18 protein-coding genes are annotated in these 17,126 nt (G+C 34.9%); 6 read left to right on the plus strand and 12 right to left on the minus strand.

Features of this window, described 5'->3' with window-relative positions; translation table 11 throughout:
- Positions 1-16 precede the first annotated feature (16 nt).
- The 3 genes from AC1RNE_RS01950 to AC1RNE_RS01960 form a co-directional block, all read right to left on the minus strand.
- On the minus strand, positions 17-1,000 hold the full coding sequence (locus tag AC1RNE_RS01950; RefSeq protein WP_492799370.1) for an alpha/beta fold hydrolase: 984 nt from the start codon (positions 998-1,000) through the stop codon (positions 17-19).
- Positions 1,001-1,114: 114 nt separating this feature from the next.
- Positions 1,115-1,540 carry an organic hydroperoxide resistance protein gene (locus tag AC1RNE_RS01955; RefSeq protein ID WP_492799371.1) on the minus strand — a complete coding sequence of 142 codons (426 nt, stop codon included), beginning with the start codon at positions 1,538-1,540 and terminating at the stop codon, positions 1,115-1,117.
- A 23-nt stretch (positions 1,541-1,563) separates the two neighbouring features.
- Positions 1,564-1,998, minus strand: a complete 435-nt coding sequence (locus AC1RNE_RS01960; RefSeq protein WP_492799372.1) for a MarR family winged helix-turn-helix transcriptional regulator — start codon at positions 1,996-1,998, stop codon at positions 1,564-1,566.
- A gap of 171 nt (positions 1,999-2,169) precedes the next feature.
- Here AC1RNE_RS01960 and AC1RNE_RS01965 point away from each other — a divergent pair, with 171 nt between their 5' ends.
- Positions 2,170-3,168 carry a phosphotransferase enzyme family protein gene (locus AC1RNE_RS01965; protein WP_492799373.1) on the plus strand — a complete coding sequence of 333 codons (999 nt, stop codon included), beginning with the start codon at positions 2,170-2,172 and terminating at the stop codon, positions 3,166-3,168.
- 189 nt (positions 3,169-3,357) lie between these two features.
- On the opposite strand, the gene trxA is transcribed toward AC1RNE_RS01965, so the two are convergent.
- A complete protein-coding gene (trxA, locus tag AC1RNE_RS01970; protein ID WP_492799374.1) occupies positions 3,358-3,657 on the minus strand; it encodes a thioredoxin in 300 nt (99 codons plus the stop codon).
- A gap of 260 nt (positions 3,658-3,917) precedes the next feature.
- On the opposite strand from trxA, the gene AC1RNE_RS01975 reads away from it, so the two are divergent.
- Entirely contained in the window at positions 3,918-4,520 is a 603-nt protein-coding gene (locus AC1RNE_RS01975) for a TetR/AcrR family transcriptional regulator (RefSeq protein ID WP_492799375.1), read from the plus strand.
- A 77-nt stretch (positions 4,521-4,597) separates the two neighbouring features.
- Positions 4,598-5,347 carry an SDR family oxidoreductase gene (locus AC1RNE_RS01980; RefSeq protein ID WP_492799376.1) on the plus strand — a complete coding sequence of 250 codons (750 nt, stop codon included), beginning with the start codon at positions 4,598-4,600 and terminating at the stop codon, positions 5,345-5,347.
- 94 nt (positions 5,348-5,441) lie between these two features.
- Here the strand turns inward: AC1RNE_RS01980 and AC1RNE_RS01985 are convergent, their stop codons facing one another.
- A complete protein-coding gene (locus tag AC1RNE_RS01985) occupies positions 5,442-5,822 on the minus strand; it encodes a winged helix-turn-helix transcriptional regulator (RefSeq protein ID WP_492799377.1) in 381 nt (126 codons plus the stop codon).
- A gap of 130 nt (positions 5,823-5,952) precedes the next feature.
- On the opposite strand from AC1RNE_RS01985, the gene AC1RNE_RS01990 reads away from it, so the two are divergent.
- The gene (locus AC1RNE_RS01990) at positions 5,953-6,309 is read left to right on the plus strand and encodes a DoxX family protein (protein ID WP_492799378.1); all 357 of its coding nucleotides are present in this window, start codon (positions 5,953-5,955) and stop codon (positions 6,307-6,309) included.
- Between the two features lie 98 nt (positions 6,310-6,407).
- Here the strand turns inward: AC1RNE_RS01990 and AC1RNE_RS01995 are convergent, their stop codons facing one another.
- From AC1RNE_RS01995 to AC1RNE_RS02005, 3 genes are all read right to left on the minus strand, one after another.
- Positions 6,408-8,759: a M1 family metallopeptidase gene (locus AC1RNE_RS01995; RefSeq protein ID WP_492799379.1), complete on the minus strand. Its 2,352-nt coding sequence runs from the start codon at positions 8,757-8,759 to the stop codon at positions 6,408-6,410.
- Positions 8,760-8,911: 152 nt separating this feature from the next.
- The gene (gene holA / locus AC1RNE_RS02000; protein WP_492799380.1) at positions 8,912-9,931 is read right to left on the minus strand and encodes a DNA polymerase III subunit delta; all 1,020 of its coding nucleotides are present in this window, start codon (positions 9,929-9,931) and stop codon (positions 8,912-8,914) included.
- A complete protein-coding gene (locus AC1RNE_RS02005; RefSeq protein WP_492799381.1) occupies positions 9,918-10,529 on the minus strand; it encodes an acyl carrier protein phosphodiesterase in 612 nt (203 codons plus the stop codon). Before AC1RNE_RS02005 ends, holA begins: the two co-directional genes overlap by 14 nt.
- 108 nt (positions 10,530-10,637) lie before the next feature.
- Here AC1RNE_RS02005 and AC1RNE_RS02010 point away from each other — a divergent pair, with 108 nt between their 5' ends.
- Positions 10,638-11,150 (plus strand): FKBP-type peptidyl-prolyl cis-trans isomerase, encoded by a 513-nt coding sequence (locus AC1RNE_RS02010; RefSeq protein ID WP_492799382.1) that lies wholly within the window; start codon positions 10,638-10,640, stop codon positions 11,148-11,150.
- Positions 11,151-11,293: 143 nt separating this feature from the next.
- Positions 11,294-11,752, plus strand: coding sequence for a deoxycytidylate deaminase (locus AC1RNE_RS02015; RefSeq protein ID WP_309916470.1), 459 nt, complete (start codon positions 11,294-11,296; stop codon positions 11,750-11,752).
- 133 nt (positions 11,753-11,885) lie between these two features.
- Here AC1RNE_RS02015 and AC1RNE_RS02020 read toward each other — a convergent pair whose 3' ends face one another.
- From AC1RNE_RS02020 to AC1RNE_RS02035, 4 genes are all read right to left on the minus strand, one after another.
- The gene (locus AC1RNE_RS02020; RefSeq protein ID WP_109744482.1) at positions 11,886-12,749 is read right to left on the minus strand and encodes a sigma-70 family RNA polymerase sigma factor; all 864 of its coding nucleotides are present in this window, start codon (positions 12,747-12,749) and stop codon (positions 11,886-11,888) included.
- Between the two features lie 150 nt (positions 12,750-12,899).
- Positions 12,900-15,029, minus strand: a complete 2,130-nt coding sequence (gene pnp / locus AC1RNE_RS02025; protein ID WP_492799383.1) for a polyribonucleotide nucleotidyltransferase — start codon at positions 15,027-15,029, stop codon at positions 12,900-12,902.
- A 223-nt stretch (positions 15,030-15,252) separates the two neighbouring features.
- A complete protein-coding gene (gene rpsO, locus AC1RNE_RS02030) occupies positions 15,253-15,528 on the minus strand; it encodes a 30S ribosomal protein S15 (RefSeq protein WP_184135770.1) in 276 nt (91 codons plus the stop codon).
- A 73-nt stretch (positions 15,529-15,601) separates the two neighbouring features.
- Complete coding sequence (locus AC1RNE_RS02035) at positions 15,602-17,089, minus strand: LptF/LptG family permease (protein ID WP_492799384.1); 1,488 nt, start codon at positions 17,087-17,089, stop codon at positions 15,602-15,604.
- Between the last annotated feature and the right edge of the window lie 37 nt (positions 17,090-17,126).

Consider the following 17,126-nt stretch of genomic DNA (forward strand, 5'->3'; position numbering starts at 1 on the left):
ATTGTTTATATTCTTTTTATTGAGAGATATTCAAATGCTCTCTAATGGCTTCAATTACAATCTTGGCATCTTGAAGAGGAACATAATGCCCGCTATTACGAGCAATTATCTGTTTGCTATTAGTAGATAAACGTAATAGGTCTTTTTGATAATGTTGATGCGAATTAAGGTATTCATTTACCAAGGATTTTTTATTGACAAAATCAATTCCTTTAGGATAAGCTCCCGTCAGAATAGTTAATGGAATATTGCCAAAAGAGTTAATCTTTTCAGCTTGTTCAAACATCGGGTCATCATCAACAGCTTCTTGTAGGAATGTTTTATACGATTTATAAAAATAATCCTTTATGTGTATATTCATCCAATGCGAGGTAGGCAAATCACTTATAAAGGGCTTAAACGAGAAATATATCCTAGCAATACCTGTTTCTATTAAAGCAGCAATTAGCCACTTGGGAGGTACGACTAAGTATTGTTTTAATGCTGCGGAAGAATTCTTTATTTGTAAGGGATGAGAAACATCGGCAAATACGATGGCTCGAATATCATGTTGATTATTGATAATCAATGGGCGGAGGGTAATGCCTGCCAAAGAATGCCCGACTAAGATATATGGTTTAGGACAATTCGTTTTTTCAAGTAATACTTGTAACTCTGAGGTGATGTTTTCAAGCGTTTTTGTTTTGTTAGTCTCATCACTCCATAATAAGCCTGCTCTATCATACGAAATCGTTGTGGTATGTTTAGCAACAGAATCCTGAATTTGTTGCCATATCTTATAGTCGCCACCAAGTCCAGACTGAAAAACCACTGTAGGTCCCCCATCACCTTTTTTGACATAATGAATGTTAATACCATTTATATTACAAAAATTACTCCTGTCAGGCTTCTTTGAATTGAAATAAATCTGCCAGCTTTGTTCATATATTGTTGTACTGATAATTAAGGCTAATAAACCAAGCAATATGTATTTGCCAATTTTCTTTAGTTGTAAAATCATATGTATGTTATTTAGAATGATTACAAATAAAGCACTTGTTAATTAACTATCCAAATAATAAAGCCTGCTAAATACGTATTTAGCAGGCTACGATGAAATGTAATTCAAAAAAGATTAACCTTCTGTCGTTACGGTTAATGTCACTTCTATATTACCTCTGGTAGCATTTGAATATGGACATACCTGATGAGCTTGTTTAACCAATTCTTCAGCCTTTTCTTGTTCAACTCCTGGTACATTTACAAAAAGCTCTACTGATAAGCCAAAACCACCATTTTCAATTTTGCCAATACTTACAGCAGCTTTAACTGATGTTTCACCAGTAACTGCTTTAGACATCTTAATAACTAATTTAAGGGCACTATCAAAACATGCTGAATATCCAGCCGCAAATAGTTGTTCTGGATTAGTATAGTTATCATTAGCACCTCCTAAGGCTTTAGGCATGCGAACTTCTAAATCCAAAATTCCGTCAGAACTTTTTACGTTGCCATTTCTTCCGCCAGTAGCAGTAGCTACGGCTGTATACAATTTTTCCATTGTTATAGTTGTGTTGATTTATATTAAATATTCTTTGATTCTTTTACTTCTAATAGCTTATCGATTTGGGCTTTCAACATTAAAAATTGTTCTTCATCAGTCTCTAATTCCTTTATTAAGGTATAAGGTAATGATAATGCTTGTTCTTTAAGCGACTTTCCTTTTTCAGTGATGGTAATGTCAACTAATCTTTCATCTAGCTCAGAGCGATTTTTAGTGACTAAGCCATTTTCAATCAATCGCTTAAGTAAAGGCGTGAGTGTACCACTATCTAACCATAGTTTTTTCCCTAATTCTTTTACCGTTACTTGGTTGTGTTCCCACAAAACTAACATTACTAAGTACTGTGGGTAAGTCAACCCCATTTTTTCAAGATATGGGCGATAAAGAGACGTAATATGCCTTGATAGCGCATATACTGGAAAGCATACTTGATTTTCGAGCTTTAAAATATCCATTGCAGTATTATTTATTGTGTAAAATTAAATTGTACACAATTAAATAGCAAGCGATTTTACAATTATTTTCACAACAAATGAAAAGTTTTTAATTTTGAGGAGGTATTTGATGTTTTTATACATAAAATATAATGTTTTGCTTACCTTTGCACCCCTTCAAAAAAACTTACTATGAACACTATTTTCCCCACGCAGTACTCAGCAGTTTCAACAAAAGCCTTGAATGCATTCCTTAATGAAAAATATGGCTTTAATATGTTTTGTCGCTTATTGATTAGGAATGTCAGCGATACCTATCTGTTAGAAGATGAGACCAAGAAGTATATCTTCAAGATTTATCGAAATACGCACAGGAGTTTGGAAGAAATTAAAGCGGAAGTAGAACTGCTTTATCATTTAAAAAACAATGGGGCAAAAGTAGCCTATCCAATCCCAGATAAGGAAGGGAAAGATATTCAAGCATTTAATGTAGCGGAGGGAGTGAGGTATGGTGTGTTGTTCTACTTTGCACCAGGAAAACCTGTTTTTGATTTAAGTACAGAGCAATTGCTGACTGTCGGCAGAGAGATGGCAGTGAATCATAATATTAGCTCGAAAGTAGCATTAAGGTATGAACGTGAGACTTTGGACATTAACTCTACTTTACTTACTCCTTTAGAAGTGATTAAACCCGCTTTCAAAGATTTACCAGAGGAATATGAATACCTGAGAGAGACGAGCCTTAAAGTAATTGATAAACTGAATCAGTTTGATACCAAAGATTTCGGTTATGGCTATTGTCATTACGATTATTTGCCTAAGAACTTTCATTTTGACGAAAAGGATAACATTACTTTCTTTGATTTTGACTTTTTTGCAAAAGGTTTTTTGGTAAATGATGTTATGACATTTTTTGTGCACTTTTTCTTCCATGTACATTATAAAGCCATCACTCAGGAACAAGCAGATGCTGATTTCAAGACTTTTATTAAAGGCTACCGAGAAAACAGAGCATTATCAGAGGAGGAAATCGCGATGATTCCGTATTTAGGATATATGTTCTGGATGTATTTTTTCAAATATCATTTCGAACACTTTGAAGACTGGTCGAATTTCTTCTTTACCCATAAATTCATCAAGGAAAGGGTAGGGCTTATCAAGAAATGGGTAGACACTTTTTGTAAATTTTAAAATAAAATTATGATTGTACAAATCTTTATTTTATTGGGGTGCGACTACATCTGTGATGTTTCCACCCTTATCACTAACGAGGCACTTAAGTCCCTCGTTAGTGATAAATAAACGGATTATCAATTATTTATACAATTGTGAGTAATCGTTAATACTTACAGTCGCACCCTAATGAAAGGTAATACTGATTTACCAAATACTTCTAACAGCCTGTTTAGCTTTCGCCAAAGTAATCATCCCAGTGTGACGCCACTTTTGTTTGCCATTTTTAAATGCAATTAGCGTAGGCACTGCCGTTATATTATACTTCTTCCTTAAAGCAGGATTTTTATCAATATCAATTTTTATAATTGAAACTTCCTCATCTAGTTCATCTACTAACTGACTTAAAATGGGTGTTATTTTTTTACATGGAACACACCATTCTGCCGAAAAGTCAATAATAACTGGTGTTGAGGAGGCTATTAGTTCTTCGAATGTACCTGTCATTTTATTTTAATATTTTATACTGAAATTAATAAACAGCTTTATCTATACATAGAGTTCATTATCTGTTTAATTTATCAAGAGAAACTGTTTTACAAAATTAATGTATTCCTTCTATTGTTATCATTGAACTAGTTCAAGAAAAATAATTTTAAATTATTTTCAATAAAGTTTTGTTTTTAATATACCGATTGGTATATTTGTGTCGTCGATTTAACAATCGGTTATTTTTTCTAAAATGAAATACCAAACAGTATATAGAAATGGCTTTTATTCCAAGATCAGAAAAAACTAGGGCTTTTATTATTGAAACTACCGCAGGTATTTTTAATAAAAAAGGGTATGCGGGGACTTCAATGTCTGATTTAACAGACGCTACAAAGCTGACTAAAGGAAGTATTTATGGTAATTTCGAAAACAAAGAAGAGGTAGCTTTAGCAGCCTTTGAATATAACTTATCTAAAAGGAATCGACTGATTACTCAGCAATTAGAAATATCTAAGAGCAATTATGATAAACTGATGGCATTTCCTGTTATCTATAGTAGTGCAGAGATGAGTTGTTTTCTGGAAGATGGCGGATGTCCTTTGTTAAATACGGGTGTTGAAGCTGACGATGCGAATGAATTTTTCAGAATCAAGGTAGCAGAAGGAGTTACACGTTGGAAACAATCTTTAGAAAATATTATTACGGCTGGTATCGAAGCCCAAGAGTTTAGGGCTGACACTGAAATCAGTAAAACTGCAACATCCATCATTGCTTTGATACAAGGGGGCGTTTTTTTGACAAAAACAACTAAAAATCCATTGCTATTGAATCAATCACTGGATACAATTAAAGAAATCATTCAAAAAATAACCTTGTAGTAAGGTATTTTTTTGACAATAAATATACCGATTGGTATATGAATAATTTTAAAAATAACAAATAATCAAATACAATAATGAAAACTCAAAACAACACAATTTTAATTACTGGCGGTAGTGCTGGTATTGGCTTTGAAATGGCTAAATTATTTTCTCAAAATGGAAATAAAGTAATAATTACAGGAAGAAATGCTGAACGTTTGAGCAAAGCAGCTGCACAATTAGAAAATGTTACTTCTATTGTTTCAGATGTTTCGAATGCAGAAGATACTGTACAATTGGTAGCAATACTCAAAAAAGATTTCCCTAGTCTAAATATTGTTATTAACAATGCTGGCTTGGCACACGTATATAATTTGATTGATACCAAAGTCAATGTTTTTGAAAAATCACAAGAAGAAATAATCACTAATTATTTATCGATTGTCAGATTAAATGAAAAGTTATTGCCACTCTTAACACAAAATGAAGATGCTGCCATTGTCAATGTATCTTCTATCGTAGCCTTTGCACCTGCTTTCTCTATCCCAAGTTATTCTATTTCTAAAGCGGCTTTGCATTCATATAGCAAAATTTTACGTTTCACGCTTGCTCAATCAACCAATGTTAAAGTATTTGAATTGATGCCTCCTTTGGTTGACACTGATTTTTCAACTGAGATTGGTGGAAGTAACGGTATCAAACCTAATGTAGTAGCAGAAAGATTGTTTGAAGGCTTGAAAAATGATGAGTATGAAATTCATGTAGGATTCACAGCAGATTTATACCAATTGTATCTATCATCACCTGAAAAAGCTTTAGAAGCATTGAATTCTCAAAATGCTTAGAATAATATATTGATAATGAGTACATTATCCTATATTTCTAGTGAGGGACCTAAGTCCCTCACTAGAAATATTAAACTTAATACCCTGCCTGTTATTATGACATTATTTTTTTACGATGCTCAATCCCCCAACTTATCATTTCGATAATTAAGCCATTAAGGCTTTGTCCATATTCAGTTATTTCGTACACTACTGTGATGGGTTTTGTGTTACAAACAGTTCGGGTAATTAACTGATGACTTTCCAGATTTTGAAGCTCCTTGGATAGCATTTTAGACCCAATACCATCTACTTGCCTTAATAAATCCATAAATCGTTTTTTGCCGTCAAAACTAAGCGTAGCAATGAGTTGAATTTTCCATTTACCTGCCAAAATTTCCATTACATCACGCGCAGCTAAAATACCCTGTGTATGGTCTTGTCCGCAACTTTTTTCAATGGCGTCTTTTATTTCTTCTTGACTCTTCAGTTTCATAATACAAAGTTAGGGCTTATGATTTCACAATGAATGTTGGTTTCCTTAAAGAAACTACTTTCCTTGAGGAAACTAATAGTAAATAAAGAGAAAATTTGTTTGAATTTTGTCAAAACAAAATATTAAATAGATGAAAAAAGAAAAAATAATTTATTGGATAAGCACAGGATTGATTTCAGCAGCCATGCTTATGAGCAGCTTTATGTATTTAAGTAAAAATCCTGAATTGCTTGCAAATTTTAAATTGTTGGGATATCCAGAATACTTTATTCCAATGTTAGGAACTGCCAAATTGTTAGGCGCTATCAGTTTGCTGAATCCTTGGTTTCCGAAGCTAAGAGAATGGGCTTATGCAGGCTTTGCATTTACTTTTATCGGCGCTATCTGGTCACACGTTGCAACTAGTACACCCTTTGTTCCTGCATTAGTACTATTAGCAATATTAGGCGTTTCTTACTTTTTTAATACAAAGACTGAAAAAGTATAGTTGTGAGCTTTGAGTGATAAGCTATGCTATTTACTTAATAAAAAATCCCACGTTATTAACAACGTGGGATTTTTATTAAACTTAAAAGTCAAAGTTCACTAGTTTTTAGCTCCTTGAATAGCTCCACCTTGTGCTTGTTTTTGCAACTGCATAGGATTTGTTTGAGTCTGTCGACTTTGTTTAAATACCTGAAAACGAGTTGGTTCTTCTGGTTCTCTTGGGAAAACGTTGCTTTTAGTATCAATATCAGCAATTTCAAAGAAAGGATCTAGTGTCCATTTTGTTACTTTTTTATCAGTAGGAATCACTTTTTTAATTTCCTTATCATTCAAACGCCAAATTTCGGCTGGGTACCTAAAAACCTCGCTAGTACCATCTTCGTAATTTGCTTTTACGATTACTGGCATTGGCAAGCCTCCAATGTTTTTAACATTTAATACATAAAAGTTTTTATTACCCTGTACTAAGCCTTTCTCTTCATCGCTTAAGCCTGCTGTAGCTTGTTCAAATCTCTTTTTGTCAGCTTCCGTTGTCGTGTATTTGTCATAGCTGTTGTAGAAATCTCTCATGTCTGGGTTTTCTTCTACCACTGTTTTAGGAATATCTGTTTTATTACGGATATTGCTCATTGTCTGGCGTTTAGCTTGGTCGTCAGCTTTAGTTTTCTCGGCTTTCTTTTCTGGCGAAACATTATCAATACCAAACCATTCTACATTGTCTAGTGATAAATCTACAGGCTCAACACCATAGAACCAACCTTTCCAAAACCAATCTAGGTCAACACCCGAAGCATCTTCCATTGTGCGGAAGAAATCTTGTGGAGTAGGGTGTTTAAATGCCCAACGACGTGCATATTCTTTGAAGGCAGCATCAAATAACTCTCTGCCCATCACTGTCTCACGTAAGATGTTTAAAGCTGTTGCAGGTTTGGTATAAGCGTTAGGTCCGAAGCCCATGATATTATCCGAACTCGACATAATAGGTACTTGCTGACTTTTGTCGGTACGCATATAACCTACAATGTCCTGAGGCTCACCCGATGCATCAAAATTTCTATCCCATTCTTTTTCAGCCAATTGCTCACAGAAAGTATTCAAGCCTTCATCCATCCACGACCATTGTCTTTCATCTGAGTTTACAATCATCGGGAAGAAGTTATGACCTACTTCATGAATTACTACACCAATTAAGAAATCTTTTGTTCCTTGTGAATAAGTGCCGTCAGCTTCTGGTCTTGCACCGTTGAAAGAAATCATCGGATATTCCATACCGCCTACTGGGCCATGTACTGACTGCGCTACTGGATAAGGATAAGCAATCGTTCTTTTTGAGTAAGAACGAAGGGTATGTGCAACCAGCATCGTTGAATACTGTCCCCAAAGTGGATTAGCTTCTTTAGGATAAGCCGACATTGCCCAAACTTTCTTTCCTTCAATGTTTACCTGCATAGCATCCCAAATGAATTTTCTTGAACCTGCAAAAGCAAAATCTCTTACATTTTGTGCTGCGAAAACCCATGTTTTACTTCCAGTTGGTTTAGCTTTTTCAGCAGCAACAGCTTCGTCTTGTGTAACAATCAACACAGGACGAGTAGCAGTTTTGGCTTGTTCTAGTCTTTTGGTTTGTGTTGCACTAATTACTTGTGCTGCATTTTGCAATTCACCTGTACCTAGAATAACGAAATCGTTAGGAGCAGTGATACTCACTTTATAATCTCCAAAGGGAACAGTAAATTCGCCTTGTCCTAAGAATTGCTTATGTTGCCAACCGTTTACATCATCATAAACGCACATTCTTGGAAACCACTGAGCCAATTCGTATAAATAATTTCCATCTTTAGGGAAATATTCATAACCACTTCTTGCACGGGTAGCAATCGCATCTGTAATGTTGAAATTCCAATCAATAGAGAAAGAGAAAGAAGCACCCGACTTCAACGGTACTGGCAAGTCGATTCTCATCATCGTCTCATTGATGGTATATTTTAAAGCATTACCCGCTTTGTCTTTTACAGCCGTAATTTTATAACCATATTCCTTTGGAGCTACTCCAGCAACACTATTTAATCTTGCAAAAGAAGTACCCTTGTCAGTTAAGGTTGATGTTTGCGAAAGTTGGGCGATACCACCTTTTTTGAAATTGTTTTGGTCTAATTGAACCCACAAATAACCTAGTTCGTCTGGAGAAAAGTTTTTGTAAGTAATTACTTCAGAGGCAATCATTGATTGATTCTGGTCATTCAATTCGGCTTTGATGTCATAATCAGCACGGTTTTGCCAATAACTTTTTCCTGGAGCACCAGAGGCCGCTCTGTATGAATTGGGAGTTGGCAGTATATTCCCGAGTTGCTCGAAACGATTATTGCCATTGTACTGACCCGCTTGTTGGGCGAAAGCTTGTATACTACAAGCAATCAGCATCAAACAGGGAGATAGGAATTTTTTGGTCATGATGGATAGTTTGAGTGAATGAATAATTTGAACGAATTTAATGAAAAAGAAAATTGAATCTTGTTTTTTTAGACGTTTGATAGGCTAATACGTCTTTAACTTGACAAAATAGCTTACTTTTGAGCTGATTGAGAATACTTGTATTCACAATTTTAATGTAAAATCTTAAACGTTATTTCTCGTAATGCTTCGCCATCCGTCATTGAGCCACTGTCAATTCCTTTTGATTTTAAATCTAATTTCTTGATTTCATTAATAATGTAAATAACCTTTGAAAGGTTATAATTTCTAATGGCCAAAGAATAATCTTTTGTGAAAAATGGATTTACGCCTAATACGCTTGCTAAACTTTTTTCAGATTTATCAGGCGTAACGTGAGTGAGCAATACTTTTGAAAAGAAATTAAAAAGCATCATCACAATAGGAGCAAGCGGATTGTCTTTAGGATTGGCAGCAAAAAAGTTGACAATTTGGTTGGCTTTCAGTACATCACGAGTGATTAAAGCCTTTTGGAATTCAAAATAATTATATTCTTTGCTAATGCCCACAAATTTCTCAACGACATGCGCATTGATTTCTTCATCTACACGAAGGTTCAGCACAATTTTGTTGATTTCAGATGCCAAACGTTTTAAATCATTGCCAACGTTTTCAATTAACATCTCAATCGCTTTCCTGCTGATTTTCAATCCCTGTTCATGGCAATACTCTAATATCCAGTCAGGAATTTTATTATCATACAGCTTTTTAGAAGGCATCACCACGCCATTTTTATCAAAGGCCTTTATCCATGCTTTCCTTTCATCTACTGAATCTTTAAACATCAAAATAAGGATAGTAGAGTCAAGCGGTTTTTGGGCATAAGCTTCCAAGGCTACTTGCATGTCTTTTTGCTCTAATCCTTGAATGCCCTGTGCTTCCTTTACCAGAATCAATTGTTTGTCCGACATCATCGGAAAACGCTTGGCATACGATAATAAGGAAGGAACATTCAAGTCTTTCCCAAATAATACAAATTGGTTAAAACTTTTATCACCATTTCCTAAAGCATGTTCTTCTAAATAATCAGCAACTTTATCTATATAATAGGGCTCATCACCATGCAATAAATACAACGGTGCGTAGGTCTTTTTCTTTAATTCTTTTAATACTTCAGTACTAGATTTTGGCATTCTTTTGTTTTGCTAAAATATTTTGACAATATACGATGAGTTCGGGGAAGAAAACTTGAAATTCTTCCAAATATAAATCATAATCTTTTTTTAAATCTTCAGTAGCATTTTCAATACCCGATTCAAAGTGTAGCCTTTTTGAAATCCCTTTCAACGACCATTCAATACCTTGATAGGTAGCATATCCATTGAACCAATCTGTTGTTACCATTGAATTAATCATCCTGTCCATCTTGGCAGGCATATCTTTTTTTCGAGCAGTAATTAACGCATAAAATGCTTTGCTATATTGTGGCAAGGATATAGCCGAATAATGTTGAAATGTTTTTGCTAAAAGATGGTCGTAAAATACATCTACCACTATTCCAGCACATTTATGATATTTAGGCTGAAGCCTCTGAATACTTTTTCTAACAATAGGGTGTACATCTGTAAAAGAATCTATTGCTCTATGCAAAATAATCCCATTTTTAATTCCCTCATTGATTAAAGAATTCTGCTCATTATCAAGGTTTCCTTTGATAAAATCGCCCATGAGATTCCCGATTTTTATATCATCATCATCGCCCGAAAGAAAAGTATGTGCTAAAAAATTCAACTTTTATGTTTTTTTTATTGTTCTGAGACCATAAAGTTAAGGAAAAACCCTTACGTTTGTGGCAAATACGGGTTCCTCAACGAAAACACTATCAAAAAACTTAGTACAATGCAAATTTCAAATGAAAAGGTTGTTACCTTAACATACGAGCTAACAGTTACAGATGCTGATGGCGTAAAAGATTTAATAGAGACTGTAGAGCAAGAAGACCCAATGGTTTTTATTCAAGGTTTAAGCGGTTTACCAGAAGCTTTTGAAGAAAAAATTCAAGGACTTACTGCGGGTGATAGCTTTGAGTTTTCAATTCCTGCTGAGGATGGGTATGGTGAATACGACCCTTCGGCCGTTGTAGAGTTACCTAAAGAGATTTTCAAAGTTGATGGCGAATATGTAGAAGAAATGTTAGAAGTTGGTAATTTCTTGCCAATGACTGATGATGCTGGTAATCGTTTAAATGGAAAAATTATTGCTGTTGAAGATACTTTAGTAAGAATGGATTTTAATCACCCTTTGGTTGATAAAGAAATGTTTTTTAAAGGAACTATCGTTGCAGTAAGAGAAGCTACCCAGTCGGAACTAGATCATGGCCATGTTCATGGTGATGGAGGAGTACATCATTAAGAGTTTATGCGTTTAAAGTAAATGAGTTTAAAGTATTAGCGTTCATACTGGTGAATTTCGCTTTTATGAAATTTAGTACTTTAGACTCATTTACTTTACACTCATAAACTTAATACCTTACCACTCATAAACTTTTAAAACGTATGCAAAAACCTGCTTTTGATGATATTTTTATGGATTTGGCAGTTAACTTAGCCAAACGTTCTCATTGTGTGAAAGCACAAGTAGGAGCGGTGCTCACTAAAGATACTCGTATTATTTCAATAGGCTATAATGGCCCTCCTGCTGGAACACACAACTGTGATATAGAATTTCCGATAGACGGTTGTGAGCGAGATTCAAAAGGAAGTTGTTCATTAGCATTGCATGCGGAACAAAATGCTATTTTGTATGCAGTAAAAAATGGTTCTAGTATTGAAGGATCAACAATTTATGTAACCTTGTCTCCGTGTATTGCCTGTGCAAGAATAATTTTTACGATGAAGGTCGCTAGAGTTATTTACCTAAACTCTTATGCTGAATACAAAGGAATTCCTAAAGATGAAGGAGTGGAGTTTTTAAAGAAATTTGGTGTTGAAGTGGTACGGTATAGAAAAGACTGAAGGACTTAAAGACTAGAGGACTAATGAATAGAAGACTTAAAGATTGGAAAAGACTATAAAAGACTAAAGGACTTAATAACTCAAAGAATAAAATCTTAAAGTCATTAAGTCCTCCAGTCTTAAATCCAAAAGTCTACCCAAGATAAGTTTTCAACGCTTTACTTCTAGAAGTATGTCTTAATCTACGAATAGCTTTTTCTTTGATTTGTCTAACACGTTCACGTGTTAAATTGAATTTCTCTCCGATTTCTTCTAACGTCATAGCGTGTTCGCCGTTTAATCCGAAATACAAAGTAACTACATCTGCTTCACGTTGTGTTAAAGTAGATAAAGCTCTTTGAACCTCACGACGAAGAGAATCGTTAATTAATCCTGAATCTGGTTTGTCTTCACCGTCATTTTCCAAAACATCCAATAGTGAGTTTTCTTCACCTTGTACGAATGGTGCATCCATTGAAACGTGACGACCCGAAATTTTTAAAGTATCAACAACTTCACCTGTTGAGATTTCTAATACTTCTGCTAATTCTTCAGGAGTAGGCTCGCGCTCAAACTTCTGTTCTAATTCAGAAAAAGTTTTAGAAATTTTATTAAGAGAACCAACACGGTTAAGAGGTAAACGTACAATACGAGATTGCTCAGCTAAAGCTTGCAAAATTGACTGACGAATCCACCAAACAGCATAAGAGATAAATTTAAAACCACGAGTTTCATCAAAACGTTGAGCTGCCTTAATCAAACCTAGGTTTCCTTCATTAATTAAGTCACCTAAGCTAAGCCCTTGGTTTTGATATTGTTTTGCTACGGATACCACAAAACGAAGGTTTGCCTTCGTTAGTCTTTCTAATGAAAGTTGATCCCCGTCACGAATTTTCTGAGCTAAAATAACCTCCTCCTCTGGTGTCAATAAATCCACCTTGCCAATCTCTTGTAAATATTTATCAAGTGACTGACTCTCTCTGTTAGTAATTTGCTTACTAATTTTTAGCTGTCTCATATTATCCTTGTTATATTTTTAAATGGTTAACAAATCCAAATGTTAAAAACCAAACAATTATATAAAGACAAAATGTTCAGAATATAATCGTTTGGTAAGATATATTTTTTAGTTCGTTATCAAAAGAACGTAATAAAATGCGGATTTGTTCTAATTCTTTTCTGGTTTTGGTAAAAGAGCTTTACGTGATAAGCGGAACTTGCCAGTTTTCTTATCAACTTCAATCAATTTTACTTTTACTTGTTCTCCGATTTGTAATACACCTTCCACTGTTTCTAAACGTTCCCATTTGATTTCAGAGATATGTAATAAACCATCTTTGCCAGGTAAAAACTCAACAAATGCACCAAATGGCATAATTGACTTTACAATACCGTCGTAAACTTCGCCTTCTTCAGGAATCATAACAATTCCTTTAACCATAGCAACAGCTTTGTCCATCGACTCTTTGTTTGAAGAGAATATAGAAACATAACCACCATCTGGTTTTTCTTCAATCGTTACCGTTGCGCCAGATTGTTTCTGAATATCTTGAACAATTTTACCGCCTGGTCCGATTACTGCTCCAATTTGGTCTTTCAATATTTTGATAACCATCGCTCTTGGCGTATGAGGCTTCATTTCAGGTCTAGTTGCTTGGATAGCTTCTTTCATTTTACCCAAAATGTGTAAACGTCCACGTTTTGCTTGATCTAACGCTTCCGCTAATACTTCATAAGAAAGGCCATCTACTTTAATATCCATCTGACAAGCAGTGATACCATTTTCAGTACCTGTTACTTTGAAGTCCATATCTCCTAAGTGATCTTCATCACCTAAAATATCAGAAAGAACTGCATATTTACCAGTTTTAGGGTCTGAAATCAAGCCCATTGCAATACCAGAAACAGGAGCTTTGATTTTTACACCAGCATCCATTAACGCTAAAGTACCAGCACAAACTGTAGCCATTGATGAAGAACCATTTGATTCTAAAATATCAGAAACTACACGGATTGTATATGGATTGTCTGCATCAGCAGGTAATACTTTTTTGATGGCACGCATCGCTAAGTTACCATGACCAATTTCACGACGACCAGGACCTCTGTTTGGTTTTACTTCACCAGTAGAAAACCCAGGGAAGTTATAGTGTAACATAAAACGGTTGTAACCAGATGTCATTGCTTGGTCAACGATTTGTTCATCTAGTTTAGTTCCTAATGTTACAGTAGTAAGTGATTGAGTTTCACCACGTGTAAATACAGCCGAACCGTGTGGTGAAGGTAAATAATCAACTTCACAAGTAATTTGACGAATTTCATCTAATTGACGACCATCCAAACGATAGCGTTCGTTTAATACTAATTGACGAGCCGCTTCTTTTTCAATATCATGGAAATACCATTTTGCTAACGTTTTGTTAACAGTATTGTCTTCTGGCAATGATGTGAAATATTCTTCTTCAATAGCTTTGAAAGAATCTTTACGACCACTTTTACTTGGGTTTGCTAATTTTACTGCATCATAAAACTTCGTAAAATAAGTATCCCAAAGGAATTTTCTCAATTCTTCATCATGTGTCTCATGATTGTATTCACGCTTAGCAGTTTTACCTGTTTCAGCTGTTAATTCAATCAAGGCAGCACATTGAACTCTGATAGCATCATGCGCAATTTTCAATGCAGCAAGCATGTCGGTTTCAGAAATTTCATTTCCTTCACCTTCAACCATCAAAATATCGTTAACGTTTGCAGCAACTAATAATTCTAGTTCAGCATTAGCAATTTGAGAAGTAAGAGGGTTGACAACAAATTCGCCGTTGATTTTGGCAATACGAACCTCAGAGATTGGTCCGTTGAATGGAATATCAGACACTGCAAGGGCAGCGGCAGCGGCTAAACCTGCAAAAGCATCTGGCGTAATCTCAGCATCTGCTGAAATCATTGTAATCATTACTTGAGTATCAGCGTGGTAGTCAGATGGAAAAGTAGGGCGTAAAGCTCTATCTACTAAACGACTCACCAAAATTTCATAGTCTGAAAGTCTTGATTCTCTGCGTAAAAATCCTCCAGGGATTTTACCAGCCGAAGCAAATTTTTCTTGGTAATCAACTGATAGGGGTAAAAAGTCTGTACCTTCTTTGGCTGTTTGGCTCGATACAACAGTTGCCAAAAGCATCATGTTTCCGCTTCTCACGACCACAGACCCGTCTGCCTGTTTTGCGAGTTTACCTGTTTCGATGGTAACTTCTTTACCATCGGGCATTATTATTTTCTTCGTAATTACGTTAAAAGACATATTTTTTGATTAATTACCTTGATTGATTAATTGTTTAACGTATCAAACAAGGTTTTTGTTGGATGTTGATTCGCAAATTCTTCTGTTCGTCAATGTTTAATTAATCCTTAAAATTGTTTAGAGAAACTACTTTACTGACGAACCACCAAAAAATTGACGAGTACCCAAAGAGAGGAAATGTAAGCAGGGAATCTTTTTCAAGACTCCCTGCTTTGAAAGAAAATTACTTTCTAATGCCTAGTTCAGCAATGATAGCACGGTAACGAGTAATGTCTGTTTTGATTAAGTAATCTAACAAACTTCTACGCTTTCCAACCAACTTTAAAAGACCCATACGAGTAGAGTGATCCTTTTTGTTTTTCTTTAAGTGTTCTGTCAAATGAGAGATTCTGAAAGTAAACAAAGCGATTTGCGACTCTGCAGAACCAGTATCAATTTTTGACTTCTCATGTCCACGAGATTCGAAAATCCCCTGCTTTACTTCTGAAGTTAAATACATCTTCAACCAGTTTAAATTGTTATAAAATATGAAAACGTGCAAAAATAACGTTTTTTCTGGCTATTAGCAAATCTTAACTGTAATTATTGAAAAATCTCTTTGAAAACTTTGCTTTTTTAAGCTTTTCCTTCAGTTGATTAAAATAAACGATATAAGCGTCACTCTCGAACAGTCGAGAATCGTTTTTGGCTTTGTTTAAAAAATACAATCCGATTAAGAATAATACAGTGTTTGAAATCCATGCGCCTATCTGTACGATTACCCTGCTTTCTTTGGCTGCTTTGTCGCCCTGCTGGGTCATTACATACATTAATATAAAAAACACGATAGCAATAACGACTGGTAACCCAAAACCGCCTTTTTTGATAATACCACCTAAGGGTGCGCCAATCAAAAACATGACAAATACCGCAAAAGCATTTGTGAATTTATGATGCCATTCAAGATTAGTTTTTCTTAAGTCCTCATCCTTAGAAGTTAAGACAGAAACATTACTTTCTGCAAAACTGAGGGCATTATTTACCTGAGAAATAGCGAAATCAAGCGTTTGATAGGGGTTCGCTGTGTGAACATCTCGTTTTTTGATGAGTGAGTCAATCGTACTCATCTTCATTTTTTTGAGTTTCTTCTGGTCTTCGCTTAATAGTGGTGGAAATTTGTTCATCTCAAACAGATAATACGAACGTGCATTGTCATAAAAATTGCCTCGTACCCTGTTAAAATCTTTTTTGAGTGAATCAGCATCTTTGGCTAATTCTCCATAACTTCTCATCATTTGATAATGCTTAAACTGCTCTTCTTCGGTTTTATGCATATCAAAAGCCGCTAAGCTCATCACTACTTTACTTTTCCGAAAAGCGTGTGTAACCATATCTGTTTGGTTTGTATTGCTTGTTTTGTCGGCATCCTCTACATAATCGTTACCATTGAAAAGCTCAAAAATCAAATATTGTTTATCCATGATGGTGTACATCAGTGCAGAATCAGCCAGTGTTAGGTGTTTGTTTCCATCATTTTTTGTATGATCGAAGATAACGATATTCTTTAAAGTCTTGTTATCAGGGTATTTTTTAGAAACTTTTATGCTGTAGCCAGGCAAATCATTGTAGAAAATCCCTTCTTTGATATTTAAGGTTGTTTTCGTTGTTTTAATATCATATAATAAACGATACCCTTTTAGGTTAGCCCAAGGCAATGCAACATTATTGAACCAAAAAGCAAACAAACTAATCAACACTGTGACAATAAACATCGGTTGCATGGCACGCGTAATAGAAATACCAGCACTTTTGATGGCCGTTAATTCAAAAAACTCTCCTAATTTCCCATAAGTCATTAATGTAGAAAGAAGCATCGCTAAAGGCAAAGCTATCGGAATGGTAATTAGGCTGAAATAAAAGAAAAGTTCGAAATACACTTCAATCCCTAAATCTTTACCAAAAAGGTCTGCGAAGTAAACCAAGATAAGTCTCATTAAGAAAATGAAAATTACTACGGCTAATGTTAAGACAAATGGTTGCCAAAAGGACTTAATGATAAGTTTATCAAGTTTCTTAATCATATAATATAATTAAAACGCTCGTATTTCATTAAAGAAA

This window comes from Arcicella sp. GW822-FHT02H01, from assembly GCF_058802005.1.

Bases quoted from the DNA above. Each gene is read 5' to 3' on its own strand.
- AC1RNE_RS01950 (WP_492799370.1), bottom strand. From the start codon at position 1,000: ATGATTTTACAACTAAAGAAAATTGGCAAATACATATTGCTTGGTTTA.
- AC1RNE_RS01955 (WP_492799371.1), bottom strand. From the start codon at position 1,540: ATGGAAAAATTGTATACAGCCGTAGCTACTGCTACTGGCGGAAGAAAT.
- AC1RNE_RS01960 (WP_492799372.1), bottom strand. From the start codon at position 1,998: ATGGATATTTTAAAGCTCGAAAATCAAGTATGCTTTCCAGTATATGCG.
- AC1RNE_RS01965 (WP_492799373.1), top strand. From the start codon at position 2,170: ATGAACACTATTTTCCCCACGCAGTACTCAGCAGTTTCAACAAAAGCC.
- trxA (WP_492799374.1), bottom strand. From the start codon at position 3,657: ATGACAGGTACATTCGAAGAACTAATAGCCTCCTCAACACCAGTTATT.
- AC1RNE_RS01975 (WP_492799375.1), top strand. From the start codon at position 3,918: ATGGCTTTTATTCCAAGATCAGAAAAAACTAGGGCTTTTATTATTGAA.
- AC1RNE_RS01980 (WP_492799376.1), top strand. From the start codon at position 4,598: ATGAAAACTCAAAACAACACAATTTTAATTACTGGCGGTAGTGCTGGT.
- AC1RNE_RS01985 (WP_492799377.1), bottom strand. From the start codon at position 5,822: ATGAAACTGAAGAGTCAAGAAGAAATAAAAGACGCCATTGAAAAAAGT.
- AC1RNE_RS01990 (WP_492799378.1), top strand. From the start codon at position 5,953: ATGAAAAAAGAAAAAATAATTTATTGGATAAGCACAGGATTGATTTCA.
- AC1RNE_RS01995 (WP_492799379.1), bottom strand. From the start codon at position 8,759: ATGACCAAAAAATTCCTATCTCCCTGTTTGATGCTGATTGCTTGTAGT.
- holA (WP_492799380.1), bottom strand. From the start codon at position 9,931: ATGCCAAAATCTAGTACTGAAGTATTAAAAGAATTAAAGAAAAAGACC.
- AC1RNE_RS02010 (WP_492799382.1), top strand. From the start codon at position 10,638: ATGCAAATTTCAAATGAAAAGGTTGTTACCTTAACATACGAGCTAACA.
- AC1RNE_RS02015 (WP_309916470.1), top strand. From the start codon at position 11,294: ATGCAAAAACCTGCTTTTGATGATATTTTTATGGATTTGGCAGTTAAC.
- AC1RNE_RS02020 (WP_109744482.1), bottom strand. From the start codon at position 12,749: ATGAGACAGCTAAAAATTAGTAAGCAAATTACTAACAGAGAGAGTCAG.
- pnp (WP_492799383.1), bottom strand. From the start codon at position 15,029: ATGTCTTTTAACGTAATTACGAAGAAAATAATAATGCCCGATGGTAAA.
- rpsO (WP_184135770.1), bottom strand. From the start codon at position 15,528: ATGTATTTAACTTCAGAAGTAAAGCAGGGGATTTTCGAATCTCGTGGA.
- AC1RNE_RS02035 (WP_492799384.1), bottom strand. From the start codon at position 17,089: ATGATTAAGAAACTTGATAAACTTATCATTAAGTCCTTTTGGCAACCA.